The organism is Picosynechococcus sp. PCC 7117, assembly GCF_001693275.1.
Classification (GTDB): domain Bacteria; phylum Cyanobacteriota; class Cyanobacteriia; order Cyanobacteriales; family MRBY01; genus MRBY01.
In genome coordinates this window covers 97,718-116,892 of the sequence record NZ_CP016477.1, presented here as the reverse complement: position 1 = coordinate 116,892, position 19,175 = coordinate 97,718, and the positions used below count along the sequence as shown (strand labels likewise).

Below are 19,175 nucleotides of genomic sequence, written 5' to 3'. Positions count from 1 at the left end.
TGTCCTATCCTGTGGCGATCGCCTCTAATGTACGGGACAGTCCCAGCCTGAGGATGTTGTGGACTGACTTTTCCCCTGGTTATGCGTTTGGAGTGTGCAAAAAAATGACTTACGCTTTCGATCTGCTTGGGGTGGCCCCCCTGCTTACTTTTTTTAACTACCAACAGCAATACGAACTAGACCCCCAGCGTCCCAAAGCCTATCTCGCTGCCCATCGTTGTACTTTAGATAGCTTTATCCAGGCCCTAGACACCATTCCCAAAAAGCCCCATTGGAATTGGGACGAGGTCGTCGAAACCATGGTTCACTTTTGGCTCAAACAAGAAGCGGTGGTACGCCGTTGTGAACAGGAATTACCCGATACTCCCCAAGAACCCTATTTGGTGGTGGCCCGCATTGCCAATCTTCAGGCCCTACGCCATGAATTTGAAAACTTATTCGAAGTTTAGTTAGCAAAAAAAGAGGTGGCTGCGTACCACCTTTTTTTACTATTGATTTGTAACTTGCCCTACCTGACTAAATATCAAATCTTAGTTCAACATCAATGTCAGATCAGACATGGCGCATATCGTTTTGAAAAATTACCCTTGCCAGTTTTGAGCAACGATTTCTGCGAGGTCAACAACCCGTTGAGAATAACCCCACTCGTTGTCGTACCAAGCCACAACTTTAATCAAGTCACCATCCATGGCGAGGGTGAGGCTACCGTCAATGGTGGAAGAAACATCAGTTCCCCGGAAGTCACAGGAGACGAGGGGTTCTTCGGTGTAAGCCAAAATCCCTTTCATGTAGGTTTCAGAAGCTTCTTTCAGAACTTGGTTAACTTCCTCAGCAATGGTGGGCTTCGCTACTTGGGCAACCAGGTCAACTACGGAGACATTGGGAGTCGGTACCCGCATGGCGATGCCGTTGAGCTTACCCTTCATTTCGGGAATAACTAAGGCAACGGCTTTAGCTGCGCCAGTAGAAGTCGGCACAATATTTTCTGCGGCTGCCCGCGCTCGACGCAGATCCCGGTGGCTGTTGTCGAGGATACGTTGGTCGCCAGTGTAACTGTGGACGGTGGTCATCGTCCCTTTGACGATCCCAAAACGATCATTGAGTACTTTAACAATGGGGGCGAGGCAGTTGGTGGTACAGCTGGCATTACTGATGACATTTTGTTTGTCGTGGCCATACTGATCGGCGTTTACACCAACTACATAGGTGCCGATATGGCCGCCTTTACCAGGGGCTGTGATCAATACTTTTTGTGCACCAGCTGTAATGTGCTTAGAAGATCCTTCTTCGGTGTTGAATACACCGGTAGATTCGATCACCAAATCGACGCCCCACTCTTTCCAAGGGAGGTTGAGGGGGTTTCTGTCGGAACAGCATTTGATTACGTTGCCGTTGACAGTCAGAGAGTTGGCGTCATAATCGATTTCGCCATCAAATTTACCCAGCATCGTGTCATAACGAAGCATGTGGGCATTACTTTTGGTATCGGTGGTCGCATTGATCCCAACGACTTGGAGTTGGCTGTTTTCGCGACCAGCCCAACATCTCAAGAAGTTGCGTCCAATACGTCCAAATCCATTAATCGCTACTCTAATCACCGCGTCTTGCCCTCTATTAAAGATTAAATTGCAATAAAAGTTTTCATTTGATGACCCCAATCATATCAAAGACTGCACAATTCGATCCCCGAATTTCGGGAAACTGCCGAATTGATTTGGGAATTAAGACTTCGGTGCTACGCCTCTAGATCGATTGGCTAGACCCCAAAAGGCGATCGCCCCAAGGGATGTTTCTGCGGAATGATTTACTTGTAAATGTCCGGTAATATTGCATACTTAAATGTGTTCTGTTATCTATCGTTACCCATACCAGCGATAGAACGTGTGAGGGGAGGGATCTTTGAAAGCAGTAGATCTAAACGGAAAGCCATTCCATTTCATTGGCATTGGCGGGATTGGGATGTCTGCCCTTGCCTATGTCTTGGCCCAAAAAAAATTACCCGTCTCTGGCTCTGACCAACGCACCAGTCACATTACAGAACGCTTGGCGGCAGTGGGTGCCCATATTTTCAGTCAGCAAGTCAAAGAAAATTTACAGGCCTTTGGGGGGGAGTCCGATGCCATTGAACATCACAATGGTTTACCCCAGGTCATTTGCTCAACAGCCATTGGTCAAGAAAATCCAGAATTTCAAGCGGCCCAATCCCTAGGCTGTCACATTTTTCATCGGTCTGATGTTTTGTCTGCCCTCGTCGCCGAATATGACAGTGTGGCGGTAGGGGGAACCCACGGCAAAACGACGACCAGTAGTTTAATCGGCTATATTTTCCTGGTGGCCGGCGTTGACCCGACTATCATTGTCGGGGGCGAAGTGGATGCTTGGGATGGCAATGCTCGCCTCGGCCAGGGTAATTATTTGGTAGCTGAGGCCGATGAATCGGACGGCACCTTGGTAAAACTCCGTCCCCAGTTGGGGGTTGTCACAAACATTGAATTGGATCACCCGGATCATTACCAATCGCTGGATCAGGTAGTAGAAATTTTTCAAACCTTTGCCCAGCAGTGCGATCGCCTGATTGCCTGCGTGGACTGTCCCACCATCGCCACGGGGGTCGTGCCCTATCAGGTGGGCTATGGGTTACAGAATCTTGAACAAGCTGATTATTGGGCGACGGATATTCACTATGGGGCAACGTCAACCCGGGCAACCATTTGGGAACGGGGCGATCGCCTCGGAGAAATTAATCTAGCCCTACTGGGTGCCCACAACCTGAGCAATGCCCTGGGGGCGATCGCCGCCGCCCGGTGCTGTGGTGTGCCCTTTGAGCCCATTGCCGAAGCTTTAGCTTCTTTCCAAGGGGCAAAGCGACGGTTTGAAATTCGCGGTCAATACCAGGGCATTACTCTCATTGATGACTACGCCCACCACCCCAGTGAAATTGAAGTGACTCTCCAGGCCGCTCGGCTCCGGGCTGGTCAAGGGCGGCGCGTTGTGGCAATCTTTCAACCCCATCGGTACAGCCGTACCCAAGCTTTCTTCGATGAATTTGCAAAAGCTTTCAAAAACGCAGATGTGACCATAATTACTGATATTTATAGCGCAGGGGAGAAAAATGTAGATAACCTTACAGGTGAAGCCCTACAGCAGGCGATCGCCCATCAACAAGATGGTGACGTTGCCTATTACCCAGATCTCCAAAGCCTACCCACATGGTTAGCACCGCAACTGCAAACGGGGGATCTGGTACTGTTTCTGGGAGCCGGGAATCTCAACCAAACTATCCCAAGCCTCTTGGCTCAACTGTCTGCCAATGGCGACCCTGCGCTGCCCCAAGCGCCGTTGACCCAATGTTCTGCCCCAGACTAAGCGCTTTTGACCTTTGCCCCCTAGACCCGGAAATACGCCATGGTTTGCTCCCCCTCCCGTTCCCAGATTGCTGCTCCTGCGACAACCCTAGGCGACGGCACTAGCCTGATTCAAGCCCAAGTTCCCTTGGCTCACTACACCTCCTTTCGGGTTGGGGGACAGGCAGAATTTTATGCAGAACCCAGCAATCTGGCGGAAACAGAAGCTTGTTTTGAATGGTATCTCAAGCATTTATCGGGATTTCCCCTCACTATTCTGGGGGCCGGTTCTAACCTTTTGATTAGTGACAAAGGCATTCCTGGCCTTACTATCAACACCAAAAAATTGCGCTATTACCATGCCCAAGAAGACGACGGCATTCTCGTAGCCAGTGCGGGGGAACCCATTGCTCGCCTTGCTTGGAATGCGGCGAAACGGGGTTGGAAAGGTTTGGAGTGGGCCGTGGGCATTCCGGGGAGTGTTGGCGGGAGTGTAGTGATGAATGCCGGCGCTCACCAAGGTTGTGTTGCCGATCAGTTGTTGTGGCTCAAGGTACTCAATCCCGACGGGACAATCCATCAACTCCAACCGACGGATCTCGATTACCGTTACCGCACGTCTAATCTCCAAGGGAGCGATCGCCTTGTGCTCGAAGCCGCCTTTCAACTGGAACCCGGTTTTGATAAAGCAACGGTACGGGCGGAAACCAATCGGAATCTCCGGATGCGCAAATCCACCCAGCCCTACCATTTGCCCAGTTGTGGCAGTGTTTTCCGCAATCCCTATCCCCAGGCGGCGGGCCATTTAATTGAACAAACAGGATTGAAAGGGTATCAAATTGGCGGAGCCCAGGTGGCCGAACGCCATGCTAATTTTATTGTCAATTGTGGTGGGGCGAAGGCCATGGATATTTTTCAGCTCATTCAACACGTCCAAGCCCAGGTGGAGCAGAGCTGGCAGGTTTTACTGAAACCCGAAGTGAAAATTCTGGGGGATTTTTCCTAGGCCCCGGCAGAAACTCCCCTGAAAACGTCAAATGGTGCCGGGAGATATTAAGATAGGTTACGGATTAGATGCCCTAGGGGTCTAATCTAGACGAGACAATCACGAACATTATTATTTTGTAAAGACTATGCCACAAGGATTTGGACTCGGGAAAATGAAAGAGCTGGCCGCCGCATTCCAGCAAGCCCAAAAGGTACAGGAAGGGGCGAAAAAACTCCAAGAAGAGCTCGAAGCGATGGACGTTGAAGGTACCAATGCCGACGGTTCTGTGAAGGTAATCCTCAGCGGTAACCAGGAACCACGGGGCGTAGAAATTTCCCCAGAGGCGATCGCCAAGGGTGCAGAGGAACTTTCGGCTGCCGTTTCCGAAGCCCTGACCGATGCCTATACCAAATCCACCGAAACCATGCGCACCCGGATGGAAGAGCTAACCAGTGGTCTCAACCTCCCCGGCCTTTAATTCAAAATAAAAATCATTCATCTGGTAAGTTTGGGCTGCGGAAAATACCCACACCAAGACCCAATCCTTCAACTTAAAAAAACAATAATTTTTGACCCCAGGGTTTTGTCTTGGGGTTTTTTATTGTTTGATTTGATTTTTTTTAATCATGCCAAGCGCCAAAATTTAAGATGAAGTTTCCGTTTCCACAACGGTGTAGGTAAAGCGCAAACCCGCCCACTGAGTCGTGGAGAAAACATAATTTTCTTTATTGGGTTCTGTGCCTTCTGGGGGAACCGCTTGTAAATCACTGAGGAGGCCTTGGATAAGGGGCAGGGATTTTTCTAGCTTCTGGGGAATGGTCTCTAAATCCCCAAAAAGTTGGGTGGCCTGGTCTTGGAAATTTTCAAAGGGGCGATCGCCAATGATCCAATAAATTGTCCACACTCCCAAGGGACGTAGCGCCGTTAATTCTAGGGGGCTGGTTGCGGTTTCTGGGGGGATCTTGAGACCTTCTTTGGCGGTCAGGAGCAGTAATTCTTGTTTCGGGCTTTGGGCAAAACCTAGACAAAATAGAGGTTGCGTCCCCGTATTTTCCAATTGATATTGCCCCTTTTCTCCCACCGTAAACGTCGGTTGAGGATTAGGATTGCTCTTCGACTGCCCCAGGCTAAAGGGTGTTGTTTTTGCCGTCAGCAGGGTCGAAAAACGATCCAAACGCTGGACCGTTACTTTCAAAGGCAGTTGGGTGCTGGTTTCATTCACCAACAACCGGAGCCATTTTAAGGCTAATAATTGTTCCAGGCGGGGTAGGAGTCGATTGACTGAAGATTTGATCGCTTCGTTGGTATCGCTGGCTGGCACTACACCGGGGACAATTTTGCCAGGGACGGTGGTCAATTGATAGGCTTCATCAAAAACATAATCTACCCAATCTTGGGGGTTACTGACGCTGGCGATGTTGGTCAAACTCGCAAAAGCACTGGTGGCATCCACCCGTTCGATGCGACTGAGATCCTCAGCCAGGGCAATTTTTAAGGCGAGGTTGCGGGGCAGATGGCGTTTCGTTTCTTGGATCGCTGTGCCAACGGTGACATTCTGCGTAGAAGATTTCCCTTGGCCGAAAACCCCTGCTTTGCCGCTGAGTTGGAGAATCGGTGCTGTTTCGGTACGAATTGTTAATTCACTACCGGGGGCGATCGCCTGCAAAATTTCCGGTTCAAAGCCTCCCAAATAAACTTCTAACCCCGTGGGATTTTGGCTAAAAATCTGACCCGTCGCTGGCAGCGTATCGCTGGGGAGGGTGCCATAGAGGGGCGCGGTCTTAGTACCCAAAAAGGTCATTGTTGCCGGTTGCGTCTCATCCTTGGGTAAACGCACAGCAAGGTTCGTCTGGGCCGTAGTGACGGTGACCATCGGGTCATAGGCGGAGAGATATTGCCCAAGGGCCGCCGTAAATAGTCCCGTCATCACACCATTAATTTGCACTTCTGGGGTAATGCCCTCGGTGGCAGCCCACAGTTGAATCAAAGCTGATCGCCCCAACGCAAAACTAGAATTTGATTTGACAGTGGTGGTTTCGGGGGCAACAACGGGGGCGATCGCTGTTTCATCGGGATAAGTGCGGGGTCGCCAATAGGGGGCTGAAGGCCGGGAGGTAGGATCAAAACTGGTATCCAAGACGAGAATTCCTTGGGCTGGATTGAGATCTTGGATTAAGGCTTGAAAAGTGCTCAGGGCGATCGCCTCAGGGCCAGATTTCCCCGGGAGCACCAGGGCTGGTATCGGTTCTGGATCCGCTGGGTCTGTGACTAAGCGAGTACCATAGCCACTGAAATGCACAAAAACCAGATCCTCCGGTTTCACTTTTGTCTTCAGGTCTGTTTGAAACGTTGTAAAAATACCGCTGCCGCTGGCTTGATCATTACGGAGAGTGACGATGTCCGTCGCCGCAAAACCAAAACGTGATTCCAGCAAATGTTTCTGGATTTTTAGATCCTGCTGACAACCCCCCAAATTAGGCCCTTGACCATATTGATCGATGCCGATGAGCAACGCGATCTTGCGACCCCGAAATTGACTGAGAGCCTGGGCAGATTGTTTGAGATCAGATGGCCGTAAAAACGAAGAAAACCCCAGGGCACCACAGGTCAACCCCAAAGCTTGTAAAAAATCACGCCGACGCCATGCCATCCTAGTTCACTGCCTTTGAAATTCTGATATCAGCCTACCAGTACATCACTATTCCTGGCTAGAGCTATTTACCGCACTGTATTGCAAGATCTGCATCCACAGCCAGGGGCGAATTATATTCTTCTTTACTGTACGGGACTGACGGGACTCGAACCCGCGACCTCCTGCGTGACAGGCAGGCATTCTAACCAGCTGAACTACAGTCCCAAGTGGTTTAGGTCACTTTTAATAATATAAAGTCAGAAATTGTATATGTCAACTCCTTGGCGCAATTTTTTTTAAACAATACCCGAAGCCCAGCCTTAGATAACTGCATGGCGATTTTATGACATTGTTCAGGGGATTAAACGGTGGCTTTGCCGAAGCGACGTTCCCGTTGTTGGAAAGCCAAGAGGGCGCGGTGGAGTTCGGTTTTGTCAAAATCGGGCCAGAGGGTAGGGGTGACATAAATTTCGCTATAGGCCATTTGCCACAACAGAAAATTACTCAGGCGCATTTCACCACTGGTGCGGATCAAGAGATCGGGATCAGGGATGCCGTGGGTATAAAGGTGATCGTTGATCAAAGTTTCGTTGATATCGCTGGGTCGCAGTTCTCCGGCAGCAACTTTGGTGGCGATCGCCCGACAGGCTTGGACTAATTCTTGGCGGCCGCCGTAGTTGGTGGCAACGGTAAATTGAATGCCGTTATTGTGCTGGGTTTGAATGACGGAGCGTTGAATTTCCGCCTGGAGGGAATAGGGTAAGGAGGTCAGATCCCCCACAAAGCGAATTTGAATCCCTTTGGCCGCCCAAATTTTAATTTCTCGCCGCAGCACCTTTTCAAACAAGGTCATCAAAAATTCCACCTCGGTGGGGGGACGCCGCCAGTTTTCGGTGGAGAACGCATAGACCGTGAGGGCATGGATTCCCCAGTCCTGGCAGTAGGTGAGCATATTGCGGATTGTGTCTACCCCTTTTTGGTGACCCATAATTCTAGGTAAACCACGCTGTTGGCCCCAACGACCATTCCCATCCATGATGACAGCGATGTGTTTGGGAAGCTTTTGGGGATCGAGGTCAGCGGGCAAAGGATGAACCATAGTTACAGTCAAAGGTTAATCTTTGTGGGTGAAAGGGAGATTCAGTTGCCGAAGAAACTTGAGTAAATCTTCCCCTTGAGATTTTAGCCGACGACCCAGGTCACCTAGGGATGGCGTTACAGATTCGCGATCGCCGGTGGTGAAATATTCCGAGAGCAGTTCTTTGAGTTCATTGCTGGTGAGGGGGCGATTCAGGTTCCCCCGGTCTGCGAGGGAAATAGAACCCGTTTCTTCGGAAACCACCACACAGACACAGTTTTCAGCTTGTTCTGTGATGCTGCGGGCGGCCAGGTGACGGGTGCCTAACTGACGGAAGCCGGATTTTTCGGACAAATGGAAGAAGACCTTTGCGGCCACCACCCGGGAGTCACGGATCAAGATCGCGCCATCGTGGAGGGGATTTTTGTCGTAGAAAATCGATTGGAGCAGTTCCTTAGAGACCTCTGCATCGATGGGGACTCCGGGCTGGGCAATGCCTTTTTTATCGATGGGAATGGCGGTGGTTTCAATGAGAATTAGCGCTCCGGTACGGGATTGGGAGAGTTCTTTAACCGATTCAACAATCCGGTCGAGCACGGTATTTTCGGAGTTCGTATTCCGCGCCTCGACGGGCCGGAGCAATTCCATGATTTTACCTTGGCCTAATTTCTCTAATAGGCGCTTCAGTTGGGTTTGGTAGACTAGGGCGATCGCCACCGCAGAGATCAACAGTAATTTATCGAGGAGAGCCGCCGCATATTCAAATTGATATATTTCTGCTGCTTTATCAGCAATCATCAACAGCAAAAATCCCCGCATCACCCAGAGGGTTCGTCGGTCTCGAATGGCAAAAACCGCCACATACACTAAGAACAATGTCAGCGCAATATCCGCAATGTCAAACAGCCAATCTGGCATCCTCTATTACCGCTACTCCAGCACAACCAACAACTTGCCATCAGACTCTATCATGTCATGGCGGGGGTAACCTTGGGCAAAGAAAAACGGGGTTGGCGATCGCCCCAATGTGGCTACCCCATCTACCCCGTTACCCCAAAAATGTTTAACCAATGAAAATAGATCAGCCTTGACGTAGCCGCTCCGGTAAACAATCTTGACGCACTAAATCCTCCAAGGTTTCCCGACGGATAATCAGTTGGGCCTCCCCTTCATTCACCAGTACGGCTGCCGGGCGACCGATGCGATTGTAATTCGAGGCCATACTGTAGTTATAGGCTCCCGTCGCCAGCACCACAAGGATATCCCCCGGTTGGGGCGTGGGCAGTTGGGCATCCTTGATCACCACATCCCCCGACTCACAATGTTTACCCGCTACCGTGACTGTTTCCTCGCAGGGGGCCGACAGGCGATTAGCAATGACCGCCCGGTACAGAGATTGGTAGGTAATCGGACGGGGATTATCAGACATGCCGCCATCCACAGAAACGTAGGTACGAATTTCTGGCACAACCTTACGGCTCCCGACGGTATAGGCGGTAATGCAAGCACTGCCGACGAGGGAGCGGCCCGGCTCTACGATTAATTTCGGTAGCGCAATCCCATGGCTCCGGCAGGCGGCTTCGAGGGACTGAGCAACATTTTGCGACCAGGCTTCAATGCTGGGGGGATCATCGGATTCGGTATAGCGAATCCCTAAACCGCCCCCAAGGTTGAGAATTTCTGGGTTTAGGCCATAGTCAGCGGCTTTTTTATACCAACCAGCGAGGACATCACCGAGATCTTTGTGGGGTTGTTGTTCAAAAATTTGCGACCCAATGTGGGCATGGAGACCAATACAGTTTAAAAATTCAGCCTGGCTCACCAGGGCAAAGGCCGCTTCAATTTGGTTCGGGTCAAAGCCAAATTTGCTATCTAAATGCCCCGTCCGGATGTATTCGTGGGTATGGCACTCGATGCCGGGGGTGAGGCGCAAAATAATCTTGGCCGTTGTTTGGCGATCGCCTGTGAGTGCCTTGAGCAATTCCAACTCAAAGAAATTATCAACAATGATCGTCACCCCTTGGTCGAGGGCAAAATTCAGTTCCTCGCGGGATTTGTTGTTGCCATGGAAATAAATTTTTTGCGGGCTGACTCCAGCTTTGAGGGTTGTGTAGAGTTCTCCCCCAGAAACCACATCGAAGCCTAACCCTTCACTGTCAACAATGGCGCAGATGGCCATGCAGCTCCAGGCCTTAGATGCATAAATCACGAGGGATTCACCACCGTAATATTTTTGGAAACTGTCGCGGTATTGACGGCAGGTGGTTCTCAGGGTGTATTCATCGAGGATATATAACGGAGAACCATATTGCTTGACCAATTCAGTCACATCGCAGCCTCCCACCACTAAGTGATCCTGGCCATTTACGGTGCTGGTCAGGGGCATTAACGCTTGGTTGGGAGACAGGCCATCTGGATTTTGGGGCAAATATTGCCGACCTGTATTGTCTGTGGAGGCTGCGGTTAACATAAGCAATTACTTTGTGGTTATCTTTTACTAGATTCAATAGAATCATAGGTAAATAAGGATACCGAAAAAATAATCACCCTTGCTATGGAAATGGCAGCTATTTGTCTAAATTTTCATTGGCATTGGTAGTTGTCGTTTGATCACCATCCCGCCCCGTCGTCGTATTGGTATTTTCACCGCTGCTCGAAGTATTGTTGACATTCGAAGCTCCACTTTCACTGACACGGACTCGAATGGTACTACCATTCTTAGTTTTGATAGTAATTTCTGTACCATTTCTTCCTTCCGATACAGTCATCGAGCCACCGTTAAATTCCTGGGCCATGGCATTGTGACTAAACCCCAAGAGGGAGCCGCTACACAGAGCGACAACTGCCATACTTTTTAAGGTAATTGCTTTGAGAGTTCTACTTTTTTTTTGCATCGTTTGTGCGTGAAATCTGCTGTCATTGTACAAATGGATAAAAAAACTGTTTAACAATTTTTATAAACTAATTGTCTTTGCTACCGAGAGAGGATGATGGATGATTATTTTCGGCACCACCATGAACATAAAAATTTAATTACTTAACCTGGTGTCTTTCAATTTTTCTGCTGTTCGCATTTGATAAACTTTTCAAGTATTTTTATGAGTGAGTGGTGAGATTTGTGAGTGCAGTTGCTTTATCGGTGCAGCCCCTGACAGAACAAACACTGCCCCAGGCATTGGTTTTAGATCAATTATGTTTTGGTGGCCTTTGGTCTAAGGATGGTTATCTACGGGAACTAGAAAGTCCAAATAGTACCTTGCTGATTGTGCCGGCTCCCCATGATCCAAATAAATTATTGGGATTGGGTTGTCTCTGGGCGATTGTCGAAGAAGCTCACATTACGCTCATGGCCGTTCATCCGGAGGTGCAACGGCAGGGCTTGGGACAACTCATTTTGTTAGGTTTGCTCCGGGATGCTTGGTTACGGGGTTTAGAACGGGCGACCCTCGAAGTCAAAGAATCCAATCAGCGGGCGATCGCCCTCTACGAAAAATTTGGTTTTACCCTGGCCGGACGCCGTAAAGGGTACTACCAAGACACCGGAGAAGACGCCCTGATCATGTGGCGCAAGGGTTTAGATCAGCCCGAATTTACTGTCCAATTAGAAGCCTGGGGAGCGACCATTGCCCAACGACTCCAGCAAAACCACTGGTCTTGGTCTCTCGATGCTTAGAAATGCTAAAGGTTATCTCTGTCCACAAAAAAACCCCATCTCACCGAGAGACAGGGCACATTGCCTAGACAAAAAATGTGATTTAAAAAAAATTTTTAAAACAAGAACCGCAACAGATCTTAAATGACCGTACCGTCGGGAATAACGGCGTTCTTTAGCACCACTGTAATGCCGCTGCGAATGTAGTAGCCAAGCTCCTCACGGTTTGACTCCTCCACATTTTCCTTATTGACGATCATCACGTTTTTACCGATGCGTGCATTTTTATCGACGATCGCCCGGCGAATCGTTGTACCTTCACCAATCCCAATGGGAGGCTTGCCACGACGGAGACAATCCTGGCGCTTTTCATAGGGCTGATAATAATCTGCACCCATGATCATCGTATCTTCGATAGTGCAGTCCGCTTCGACACGGGTGCGAATACCAAGAACTGAGTGGTGAATGCGGCAGTTTTTAATGATGCAACCTTCGCTGATCATCGATTCTGTCACGTCAGCGTTGAGCACCTTCGTCGGCGGTAAGTAGCGTGCCCGGGTGTAGATGGGTGCCTTTTCGTCATAGAAACTAAAGGGTGGGATCGGCTGCTTCGTCAAGCCAAGGTTTGCTTCATAGAAAGCTTCGATGGTCCCAATGTCAGCCCAATAATCATCAAAGAGATAGGCCTGAACGTTGTAGTCCTTGGCCGCATCAGGAATAATTTCTTTCCCGAAATCGGTTTTATCTTTGCCTTCTTTGAGTAGATCGAGGAGTACTTGTTTCTTAAAGACGTAGATCCCCATCGACGCAATGTAGGGCTTTTCTTTCGCCTGCTCTGGATCGAGACCCAAGGACTGGGTATCCACCTGCATCGCCTTAAGGGCTTCACCGGTGGGCTTTTCACTAAAGTCCACGACACGACCATTGGCATCAATTTTCATCAACCCAAAGGCGGGGGCCACTTTTTCGCCCACGGGAACCACAGACAGGGTGATGTCTGCCCCAGTGTCACGGTGGCGCTGGATAAATTCACGGTAATCCATACGGTAGAGGTGATCACCGGAGAGGATGATGTATTCATCGACATCCCAGTCTTCTAGAAGCCAACTGTACTGTCGGACAGCGTCGGCGGTGCCTTGGAACCAATCGGGATTTTCTTTAGTTTGTTGGGCTGCGAGTACTTCGGTAAAGCCTTCGGTGAAGCCGGTAAAGTTGTAGGTTCGACTAATGTGACGATTTAAAGATGCTGAATTAAATTGGGTTAAAACGTAGATTTTATGAATTTCAGAATTAATGCAATTGCTAACAGGAATATCAATGAGACGATATTTGCCTGCTAGAGGTACTGCGGGCTTAGCTCTGAGTTTTGTTAGCGGATATAGGCGAGTACCTGCGCCGCCGCCAAGTATGATTCCTAGGACTCGTTTCACAAAAAAGACCTCACGACTGCCTTTGACCTCTGTGTCAAGTGTATGACTGGAGGGGGGATCTCGAAAAGTAACAATTCAAACTTTTTCGGGATTTTTTCCCCAGAATCCATCATAGGTCTGATTTTCACCGACGTCATTTTAAGATTTGGGAATCGTTTATTTAAGGGCGATCGCCGCCCCCAGAGATCCAGTGGGGGATCGTGGTAATCCCCTGCAAATTCTGCGTAATGCCCCTTCCATCTCCTTTGGCAACCCTGATAAAATGGGCTTTTAGTTTTTTATCTTCTAAGCTTATTTTCCCTAATGGTTTCCCCAAATCCTCGCCTGACCCTCGGTGTGAATATTGACCATGTTGCAACGATTCGCCAAGCGCGACGCACGGTAGAACCAGATCCAGTGGCGGCGGCAACCTTAGCAGAACTAGGGGGAGCCGACGGGATTACGGTACACCTCCGGGAAGACCGGCGGCATATCCAAGACCGGGATGTCAAAATCCTGCGGCAGACGGTGCAGTCCCACCTGAATTTAGAGATGGCCCCCACGGCGGAAATGGTGGCGATCGCCTTAGACATCAAACCCGACTACGTGACCCTCGTCCCCGAAAAACGCGAGGAAATTACCACGGAAGGGGGGATCGACATCGTGGGTAATTTTGCCCGGTTTAAGGAAGTGGTTGAACAGCTCCAGGGGGCCGGGATTCCTGTCAGTTGGTTTATCGATGCTGAGCTAGAGCAAATCGAAGCGGCCCAGAAAACCGGGGCGCAATTTATCGAGCTGCACACGGGAAAATATGCCGAGGCCCACGATCCTGAAGCACAGCAGACTGAATTAGCAGCCTTAGAAACTGGGGCAAAACAGGCGATCACCCTGGGGTTACGGGTCAACGCCGGCCATGGCTTAACCTATCGTAATGTTTACCCCGTCGCTTGTATCGAAGGCATGGAAGAGTTAAACATCGGGCATACCATCATCAGCCGGGCTGTGTTGGTGGGCTTAGAACGGGCCGTGCGGGAGATGAAGCTTGCCATGTGGGGACAATTGTAGGGTATCTTTACTGGAACAAAAACAGTTATAAATCTTTCTATATTGAACAAGTGATGACGACCTATCATTTTGCCCTGGCCAGCCAAAAATTTCTCTTTGAAGAAGAACCCTTTGAGGAAGTGATCAAAGAACGCATCCGCCACTACGAAGAACAAGGCAAAGAACGGGATTTTTGGGTAGTGGAGAATCCGGCCTTTATCAACGCTCCCAGCCTCAAAGAAGCCAGCGAAAAAACCCCCAAACCCTGTGTGGCGATCATCTCCACGAAGAAGCAATTTATTACTTGGTTAAAATTACGGTTGGAGTATATCTACGTCGGCGAATTTGAGGCTCCCTCTGAGGAAATTCCAGAGCCCCTCAAGTCCCTAGCCGCTTAGACTCCCCTATTCTTTCTGGCGTGTGAACTTATGATGGGCAATTTCTGGCAACCGTTGATTAGGCTTGGGCGTGCTGCTTGCATCGGGAGTATTGCGGCGATCGCCTTTGTCCCCCCCAGTGTTGCCCAGCGGGGTTTATCCCAATGTCAGCCGCCCCAGGGCGCAGAGTTTTTGGTATTGGTATTTACCCCATCCCAACCCCTCCAGGCGGAAGTGCGCAATCAAGTGAGTCAAACCCTCCCGGAAAACCAACAGGCGGTGGTTTGTGAATACGATGGCAATGTTCTCAGTCGGGTCGGGGGCTTTACGAGCCTCGAAAACGCGACCCAGTGGGCCGAATATTTTGGGGAAGCGGTGGGTTTGCCCTTGATGGTGATCACCCCAGTAGATAGTGATTTGGCCCTAGAAACCAGCCAAGCGCCGACTATTCCCCCCATGGCAACGGCGATCGCCCCCGATGTGGTGGTCGAAACGACCGAGACACCAACCCGTAACGTTGCTTTGCCCCCGGCCCAGCCCCAGGCGGAAGCAAAATCGACGCCTCCCCCCGCAACCCAAGGGCCAGCTAACTTCCGACCCCAAGGACTCCGGGGGGGATTCGGGGTGCTGGTAGAATACGGCGGGAATTTGGCGATCGCCAATCAGTTGCAGCGTTTAATGGGTCAAAATATTGGTTTGGTCGCCTACGGGGGACGCGGTTATCTACTGGCGGCCCACACCGCAGACGCCGCCCGGATCACCGAATTGTTAAATCGTCTTAATCAAAATGGCCTCGGGGCGATCGCCGTTCCTGCCGATCAAGTCATTCTGCTGAAGGCCGACATTAGCCTTTGATTTGTTTTTTTGAAAAAGTTTATGACCTCTATCCACGTCCAAGTCCCTGCTACCACTGCCAATATCGGCGCTGGGTTTGACTGCTTAGGTGCTGCCCTTAGTCTCCATAACCAGTTTCAATTTCGCCTTGCGGGGGAAAGGGAGCCATTTTTCAGCCTCGCACTCGTCGGTGCGGATGTGGAAACCCAGAAACTCGAAGCCACAGCCGACAATCTGCTCTACCGTGCCTTTGCGAAAGTGTTTGCAAGCCTCGGCCAGCCTGTCCCCCATGTAAATATTGCCATTGATCTCAAAGTGCCTTTGTCCCGTGGGTTGGGCAGTTCAGCGACGGCAATTGTGGGCGGCTTAGTGGGGGCCAATGCCCTGGCCGGATCTCCTCTGAGCCAGCGGAAAATTATGAACCTCGCCATCGAAATGGAGGGCCACCCCGATAATGTGGTGCCTGCCCTACTGGGGGGCTGTCAACTGTCGGTGAAACATCAGCAGGATTGGGTAATTTGCCCTTGGGTTTGGCATAAAAATGTGGTGCCTGTGGTGGCGATCCCTGATTTTGAGCTGTCCACGGAAGAAGCTCGCGCCGTTTTGCCTCAACAGTACGCCCGGGCCCAGGCGATTTTCAATGCGTCGCGGTTGGGTTTGTTGCCCCATGGATTAGCGCAAAACAAGGCTGAATATTTAACGGCAGCCCTAGATGATCAAATTCATCAGCCCTACCGAAAAAACCTGATTAAAGGCTATGACCCAGTGCAACAGGCAGCGATCGCCGCTGGGGCCTATGGCATGGTAATCAGTGGCGCTGGCCCGACTTTATTAGCGCTTGCGGCGCCAGAAAATGCCCCCAAAGTCGCAACGGCGATGCAAACCGCTTGGGAAGGGATTGGTGTAAAGGCGATCGCCCACGTTTTAGACATTGACCAACGGGGCACGGTCATCCTTTAGGGAGTGGATTGCGAGGCTCGACAATTAACGGGAAAATTCAGGTTTAACGCTGCTGGGTCATGGCGATCACTGTTGCAACCGTCAGATTTTTGATTGCCCCTAGAGTCGGTAAAACGTTATCGCCAGCGTAAATAATGGGTAGCTCATCCTGTTCCCAAACCCAAACCCGTTCCCGCTGAATATCAATTAACCAAGCCAATTCTGTTCCTTGCCCCAAACAATGCAGAATTTTGTTTTGAAGATCAAGGGTGCTCTGGTCGAGGGAGCGAATTTCAATTAGCCAGTCCGGCGCTCCCTGTAATGGGCCATCTTCTGTTAATCTCTCTGCTTTGGCGACCACAATATCCGGCACAGGCGACAGGGGCGGCACAATACAACGCAACTCCTGAATCGCTTCATACTGGGTGGTTTGCTGGTTAATGGCGTTTACCAAATTGCGCTGGAGACGGGAGTGGAACAGAGACGGCATCGGCTTTTGTTTTGCAGACCCAAACAGAAATTCCCAAGCAGGGGAAGCTTCGATATTTTTCTGACGTAAAAAATCCTCTAATTCAGTCGCGATGGGTTTAGGGATCTGGGTCATGGGCTTGGGTTAGCAATGATGACTAGATTAAATGTGGCCCTAAGAAATGCCCTTAAGGAATTCCTGGGTTTTTTGCCACAGGGTTTGGACAGATTCTTTGAGTTGCATTTTGCGGTCCCATTTCTGAAATTCCGTTTCGTAATCGGTGCCGCTGGTTTGCCACAGTCGCCAACTGCGTAGGGTAAAAAACAGCCCCCACAGCAGTAGCACATACAGAGACCAGGAAGGATGTCCGGTATCGAGGGTATCCAGGCCAACGAGGAAGCTATTGACGATACCAAAACGGATCGCGCGGTTTTTGAGGCGTTGACGGCGATATAAATTGAATTCTTGCTTTTTGCTGGTTTCAACCTTGAGGTCGAGCCAAGTCTGTTCGGCAGCGACGAGGTCGGTTTGGGGAATGCCCAGGTCAGCAGCAATTTCTTCGAGTTGGCTGCGGGTCAGTTCGCCATCGGTATCCCGGCGGGCGATCGCCAATCGGAGAATGGCTTGGATATCTTCAACTTGATAGGTGTCGGGCCCTTGGGGTGCGCTCATCGATGCATCGCAACGGAATGGTTTTCTTCCATTATGCCGAATGATTTTCCTCTGCGACGGGGGCGATCGCCCCAAATTCGGCTAACAGCGTTTGGGCTTGGCTTGGATTGCAATAGATCAATTCCAATAATTCATCGGGACTGATCTTGAGCAATTTGGCATAGAAGCCCACTTCTCCTATCACGCGCGCTTCCCCCTGGCGTAGGTACATAGATAGGCAGTGGTGAGCTTGGGTTTCCACGGCCCGGCCTGTCCGAAAAAAAGCAAGGGCATGGAGCAAACGGTCTTCGTAGGGGGCAAGGGGAGGTAGGGAAAGAGGTTCGGGATGTTTCATCTTGAACTGTGCGAATAATTAGCCGATTTTAAAATTTTTGGGCATAGCGATCGCCCGTGCGCCCCAGGGCAAATTTGAGGGATGTACCAATTTTGGCATTGCCCTGGGTGAGAAAAATAAAGAAAGAAAACAGGGCCAACCCGGCGGCGATCGCAAAAATCTCTTGATAACCGACGGTCTGGGTCACGGTGCCGAGCAATAAACCCGCCAGGGCGATTCCCACATCAAAGCCGCCAATACAAATAGAATAAACCTTTCCCCGCTCCGCACTGGAGGAACGATCCGACATCAGGGCAATCATCATCGGCACCAGCGTACCCGCCCCCAAACCTTCCACTGCCCCTGCCAGGACAAACCAATTTGTCCCGCTGGCGTTGGTGAGGATCAGCATCGTTGCGGCGTAACAGAGCAGACTACCGCTAATAAACAAACCCCGCCCCAAGGTATCCGACGCCCGACCCACGAGGATACGACTGCTAAAACTGGAAATGGCCGCCGCCCCGTAGAACAGTCCGGTATTGAAATTTAAGCCCAGTTCCCGAATGTACAGGGGGAGAAACGTCACTAACACGCCGAATACCAAGCCAATGCAGAGCATAATCAAGGAAGGAATGTAGAGTCCCTTATGGCGAAACAGTTCCGGGTAATCACGGTTGGTTTCCCCTTGGTTGGGCGTCAGGGAATTTTTATCAATGGCGATCGCCTGGGGATTAGATTCTTTAGTTTGACTGGCCAGGAGCAAAGCCCCCACCCCACACAGACCCGACGCCGCAAAGATCCACGGGTAATCGACGACCCCCAAGAGATAGCCCCCCAAGACTGGCCCAATGGACATCCCCACCGGAATCGCCAAACTCATGTAACTGATCACCTCACCCCGGTTTCGTTCTGGGGCCAAATCCACCACCAGGGCACTATAACCCGTCGTAAAGGCGGCGATACTGATCCCATGGAATGCTCGCCACACCATCATCTGGGGAATCGAATTTAAAAAAATATATCCCCAAGGGGCGATCGCCACCACCACAGCACCAATGAGAATCACCCGTTTGCGACCCTGCTCATCGACCATTTTGCCGAGGCGGGTGCGGGCCAAAAGCAGACCGATGGCAAAGCAACCCATCACAAAGCCCACCTGCTGATCCGTTGCCCCCAAATCTTGGATATAGGCCGGGAGCACCGGTAATAAACTGGTCATACTCAACCAAAATCCCAGGGCCGCTAAAAATAACAAGCCCAAATTCCAGCGCATTTCCGACTGGAGCTGCAAAAAAACCTTCACCTAAATTTCCCTAACAATTGCTTGAACACATGACATATCTTTTCAAATTGTAAAGGGATGTTAACGAAGTTGGGGCCGGAGACCCTTGGCAAAATGCGTTAGATTTTTAAAACGTATAACC

21 protein-coding genes and 1 tRNA gene are annotated in these 19,175 nt (G+C 50.4%); 10 read left to right on the top strand and 12 right to left on the bottom strand.

The features are described 5' to 3' along the window. Positions 1 to 104: 104 nt before the first annotated feature. Complete coding sequence (locus AWQ22_RS00600) at positions 105 to 449, top strand: hypothetical protein (protein ID WP_065709863.1); 345 nt, start codon at positions 105 to 107, stop codon at positions 447 to 449. A gap of 132 nt (positions 450 to 581) precedes the next feature. Here AWQ22_RS00600 and AWQ22_RS00595 read toward each other — a convergent pair whose 3' ends face one another. Further along, positions 582 to 1,598: a type I glyceraldehyde-3-phosphate dehydrogenase gene (locus tag AWQ22_RS00595; protein ID WP_012305745.1), complete on the bottom strand. Its 1,017-nt coding sequence runs from the start codon at positions 1,596 to 1,598 to the stop codon at positions 582 to 584. Between the two features lie 301 nt (positions 1,599 to 1,899). Between AWQ22_RS00595 and murC the strand changes: the two genes are divergently transcribed. The 3 genes from murC to AWQ22_RS00580 all read left to right on the top strand — a co-directional run bounded on the left by murC (position 1,900) and on the right by AWQ22_RS00580 (position 4,810). Then, positions 1,900 to 3,366, top strand: a complete 1,467-nt coding sequence (gene murC / locus AWQ22_RS00590; protein WP_030006744.1) for a UDP-N-acetylmuramate--L-alanine ligase — start codon at positions 1,900 to 1,902, stop codon at positions 3,364 to 3,366. A gap of 39 nt (positions 3,367 to 3,405) precedes the next feature. Then, entirely contained in the window at positions 3,406 to 4,350 is a 945-nt protein-coding gene (murB, locus tag AWQ22_RS00585; protein WP_065709862.1) for a UDP-N-acetylmuramate dehydrogenase, read from the top strand. 127 nt (positions 4,351 to 4,477) lie between these two features. Continuing rightward, positions 4,478 to 4,810 (top strand): YbaB/EbfC family nucleoid-associated protein, encoded by a 333-nt coding sequence (locus tag AWQ22_RS00580; RefSeq protein ID WP_065709861.1) that lies wholly within the window; start codon positions 4,478 to 4,480, stop codon positions 4,808 to 4,810. A gap of 165 nt (positions 4,811 to 4,975) precedes the next feature. On the opposite strand, the gene AWQ22_RS00575 is transcribed toward AWQ22_RS00580, so the two are convergent. The 6 genes from AWQ22_RS00575 to AWQ22_RS00550 all read right to left on the bottom strand — a co-directional run bounded on the left by AWQ22_RS00575 (position 4,976) and on the right by AWQ22_RS00550 (position 10,891). Continuing rightward, positions 4,976 to 6,982 (bottom strand): caspase family protein, encoded by a 2,007-nt coding sequence (locus AWQ22_RS00575; protein ID WP_065709860.1) that lies wholly within the window; start codon positions 6,980 to 6,982, stop codon positions 4,976 to 4,978. Positions 6,983 to 7,115: 133 nt separating this feature from the next. Further along, positions 7,116 to 7,189, bottom strand: a tRNA-Asp gene (locus tag AWQ22_RS00570). A gap of 136 nt (positions 7,190 to 7,325) precedes the next feature. Beyond that, a complete protein-coding gene (locus tag AWQ22_RS00565) occupies positions 7,326 to 8,063 on the bottom strand; it encodes an isoprenyl transferase (RefSeq protein ID WP_012305739.1) in 738 nt (245 codons plus the stop codon). Between the two features lie 15 nt (positions 8,064 to 8,078). Then, entirely contained in the window at positions 8,079 to 8,960 is an 882-nt protein-coding gene (gene cdaA / locus AWQ22_RS00560; RefSeq protein ID WP_012305738.1) for a diadenylate cyclase CdaA, read from the bottom strand. Positions 8,961 to 9,123: 163 nt separating this feature from the next. Further along, positions 9,124 to 10,512: a diaminopimelate decarboxylase gene (gene lysA / locus AWQ22_RS00555; RefSeq protein WP_065709859.1), complete on the bottom strand. Its 1,389-nt coding sequence runs from the start codon at positions 10,510 to 10,512 to the stop codon at positions 9,124 to 9,126. Positions 10,513 to 10,609: 97 nt separating this feature from the next. Then, positions 10,610 to 10,891, bottom strand: coding sequence for a hypothetical protein (locus AWQ22_RS00550; protein WP_062431691.1), 282 nt, complete (start codon positions 10,889 to 10,891; stop codon positions 10,610 to 10,612). Between the two features lie 269 nt (positions 10,892 to 11,160). Here AWQ22_RS00550 and rimI point away from each other — a divergent pair, with 269 nt between their 5' ends. Beyond that, on the top strand, positions 11,161 to 11,715 hold the full coding sequence (gene rimI / locus AWQ22_RS00545; RefSeq protein WP_012305736.1) for a ribosomal protein S18-alanine N-acetyltransferase: 555 nt from the start codon (positions 11,161 to 11,163) through the stop codon (positions 11,713 to 11,715). Positions 11,716 to 11,834: 119 nt separating this feature from the next. Here the strand turns inward: rimI and AWQ22_RS00540 are convergent, their stop codons facing one another. Beyond that, positions 11,835 to 13,124, bottom strand: a complete 1,290-nt coding sequence (locus AWQ22_RS00540) for a glucose-1-phosphate adenylyltransferase (RefSeq protein ID WP_062431685.1) — start codon at positions 13,122 to 13,124, stop codon at positions 11,835 to 11,837. A 145-nt stretch (positions 13,125 to 13,269) separates the two neighbouring features. Between AWQ22_RS00540 and AWQ22_RS17230 the strand changes: the two genes are divergently transcribed. The 5 genes from AWQ22_RS17230 to thrB are packed head-to-tail and all read left to right on the top strand — an operon-like array spanning position 13,270 to position 16,318. After that, positions 13,270 to 13,398: a hypothetical protein gene (locus tag AWQ22_RS17230; protein ID WP_254903487.1), complete on the top strand. Its 129-nt coding sequence runs from the start codon at positions 13,270 to 13,272 to the stop codon at positions 13,396 to 13,398. Between the two features lie 29 nt (positions 13,399 to 13,427). Beyond that, positions 13,428 to 14,168 carry a pyridoxine 5'-phosphate synthase gene (locus tag AWQ22_RS00535; protein ID WP_065709857.1) on the top strand — a complete coding sequence of 247 codons (741 nt, stop codon included), beginning with the start codon at positions 13,428 to 13,430 and terminating at the stop codon, positions 14,166 to 14,168. Between the two features lie 53 nt (positions 14,169 to 14,221). Then, positions 14,222 to 14,545: an MgPME-cyclase complex family protein gene (locus AWQ22_RS00530; RefSeq protein ID WP_030006753.1), complete on the top strand. Its 324-nt coding sequence runs from the start codon at positions 14,222 to 14,224 to the stop codon at positions 14,543 to 14,545. Positions 14,546 to 14,575: 30 nt separating this feature from the next. Continuing rightward, on the top strand, positions 14,576 to 15,379 hold the full coding sequence (locus AWQ22_RS00525) for a hypothetical protein (RefSeq protein ID WP_065709856.1): 804 nt from the start codon (positions 14,576 to 14,578) through the stop codon (positions 15,377 to 15,379). A 21-nt stretch (positions 15,380 to 15,400) separates the two neighbouring features. Beyond that, the gene (thrB, locus tag AWQ22_RS00520) at positions 15,401 to 16,318 is read left to right on the top strand and encodes a homoserine kinase (protein WP_065709855.1); all 918 of its coding nucleotides are present in this window, start codon (positions 15,401 to 15,403) and stop codon (positions 16,316 to 16,318) included. Positions 16,319 to 16,361: 43 nt separating this feature from the next. On the opposite strand, the gene AWQ22_RS00515 is transcribed toward thrB, so the two are convergent. Genes AWQ22_RS00515 through AWQ22_RS00500 form a run of 4 tightly spaced genes read right to left on the bottom strand, consistent with a single transcriptional unit; the run spans position 16,362 to position 19,054 of the window. Beyond that, the gene (locus AWQ22_RS00515; RefSeq protein WP_157094559.1) at positions 16,362 to 16,901 is read right to left on the bottom strand and encodes a Uma2 family endonuclease; all 540 of its coding nucleotides are present in this window, start codon (positions 16,899 to 16,901) and stop codon (positions 16,362 to 16,364) included. A gap of 39 nt (positions 16,902 to 16,940) precedes the next feature. Next, complete coding sequence (locus tag AWQ22_RS00510) at positions 16,941 to 17,438, bottom strand: 2TM domain-containing protein (protein ID WP_065709854.1); 498 nt, start codon at positions 17,436 to 17,438, stop codon at positions 16,941 to 16,943. 31 nt (positions 17,439 to 17,469) lie between these two features. Continuing rightward, the gene (locus AWQ22_RS00505) at positions 17,470 to 17,772 is read right to left on the bottom strand and encodes a hypothetical protein (RefSeq protein WP_065709853.1); all 303 of its coding nucleotides are present in this window, start codon (positions 17,770 to 17,772) and stop codon (positions 17,470 to 17,472) included. Positions 17,773 to 17,800: 28 nt separating this feature from the next. Further along, positions 17,801 to 19,054 (bottom strand): MFS transporter, encoded by a 1,254-nt coding sequence (locus AWQ22_RS00500; protein ID WP_084448932.1) that lies wholly within the window; start codon positions 19,052 to 19,054, stop codon positions 17,801 to 17,803. Positions 19,055 to 19,175: the final 121 nt, after the last annotated feature.

Coding starts and splice junctions, on each gene's coding strand:
- AWQ22_RS00600 (WP_065709863.1), top strand. CDS start 105: ATGACTTACGCTTTCGATCTGCTTGGGGTGGCCCCCCTGCTTACTTTT.
- murB (WP_065709862.1), top strand. CDS start 3,406: ATGGTTTGCTCCCCCTCCCGTTCCCAGATTGCTGCTCCTGCGACAACC.
- AWQ22_RS00580 (WP_065709861.1), top strand. CDS start 4,478: ATGCCACAAGGATTTGGACTCGGGAAAATGAAAGAGCTGGCCGCCGCA.
- AWQ22_RS00575 (WP_065709860.1), bottom strand. CDS start 6,982: ATGGCATGGCGTCGGCGTGATTTTTTACAAGCTTTGGGGTTGACCTGT.
- AWQ22_RS00565 (WP_012305739.1), bottom strand. CDS start 8,063: ATGGTTCATCCTTTGCCCGCTGACCTCGATCCCCAAAAGCTTCCCAAA.
- cdaA (WP_012305738.1), bottom strand. CDS start 8,960: ATGCCAGATTGGCTGTTTGACATTGCGGATATTGCGCTGACATTGTTC.
- lysA (WP_065709859.1), bottom strand. CDS start 10,512: ATGTTAACCGCAGCCTCCACAGACAATACAGGTCGGCAATATTTGCCC.
- AWQ22_RS00550 (WP_062431691.1), bottom strand. CDS start 10,891: ATGGCAGTTGTCGCTCTGTGTAGCGGCTCCCTCTTGGGGTTTAGTCAC.
- AWQ22_RS00535 (WP_065709857.1), top strand. CDS start 13,428: ATGGTTTCCCCAAATCCTCGCCTGACCCTCGGTGTGAATATTGACCAT.
- AWQ22_RS00530 (WP_030006753.1), top strand. CDS start 14,222: ATGACGACCTATCATTTTGCCCTGGCCAGCCAAAAATTTCTCTTTGAA.
- AWQ22_RS00525 (WP_065709856.1), top strand. CDS start 14,576: ATGATGGGCAATTTCTGGCAACCGTTGATTAGGCTTGGGCGTGCTGCT.
- thrB (WP_065709855.1), top strand. CDS start 15,401: ATGACCTCTATCCACGTCCAAGTCCCTGCTACCACTGCCAATATCGGC.
- AWQ22_RS00515 (WP_157094559.1), bottom strand. CDS start 16,901: ATGACCCAGATCCCTAAACCCATCGCGACTGAATTAGAGGATTTTTTA.
- AWQ22_RS00510 (WP_065709854.1), bottom strand. CDS start 17,438: ATGAGCGCACCCCAAGGGCCCGACACCTATCAAGTTGAAGATATCCAA.
- AWQ22_RS00505 (WP_065709853.1), bottom strand. CDS start 17,772: ATGAAACATCCCGAACCTCTTTCCCTACCTCCCCTTGCCCCCTACGAA.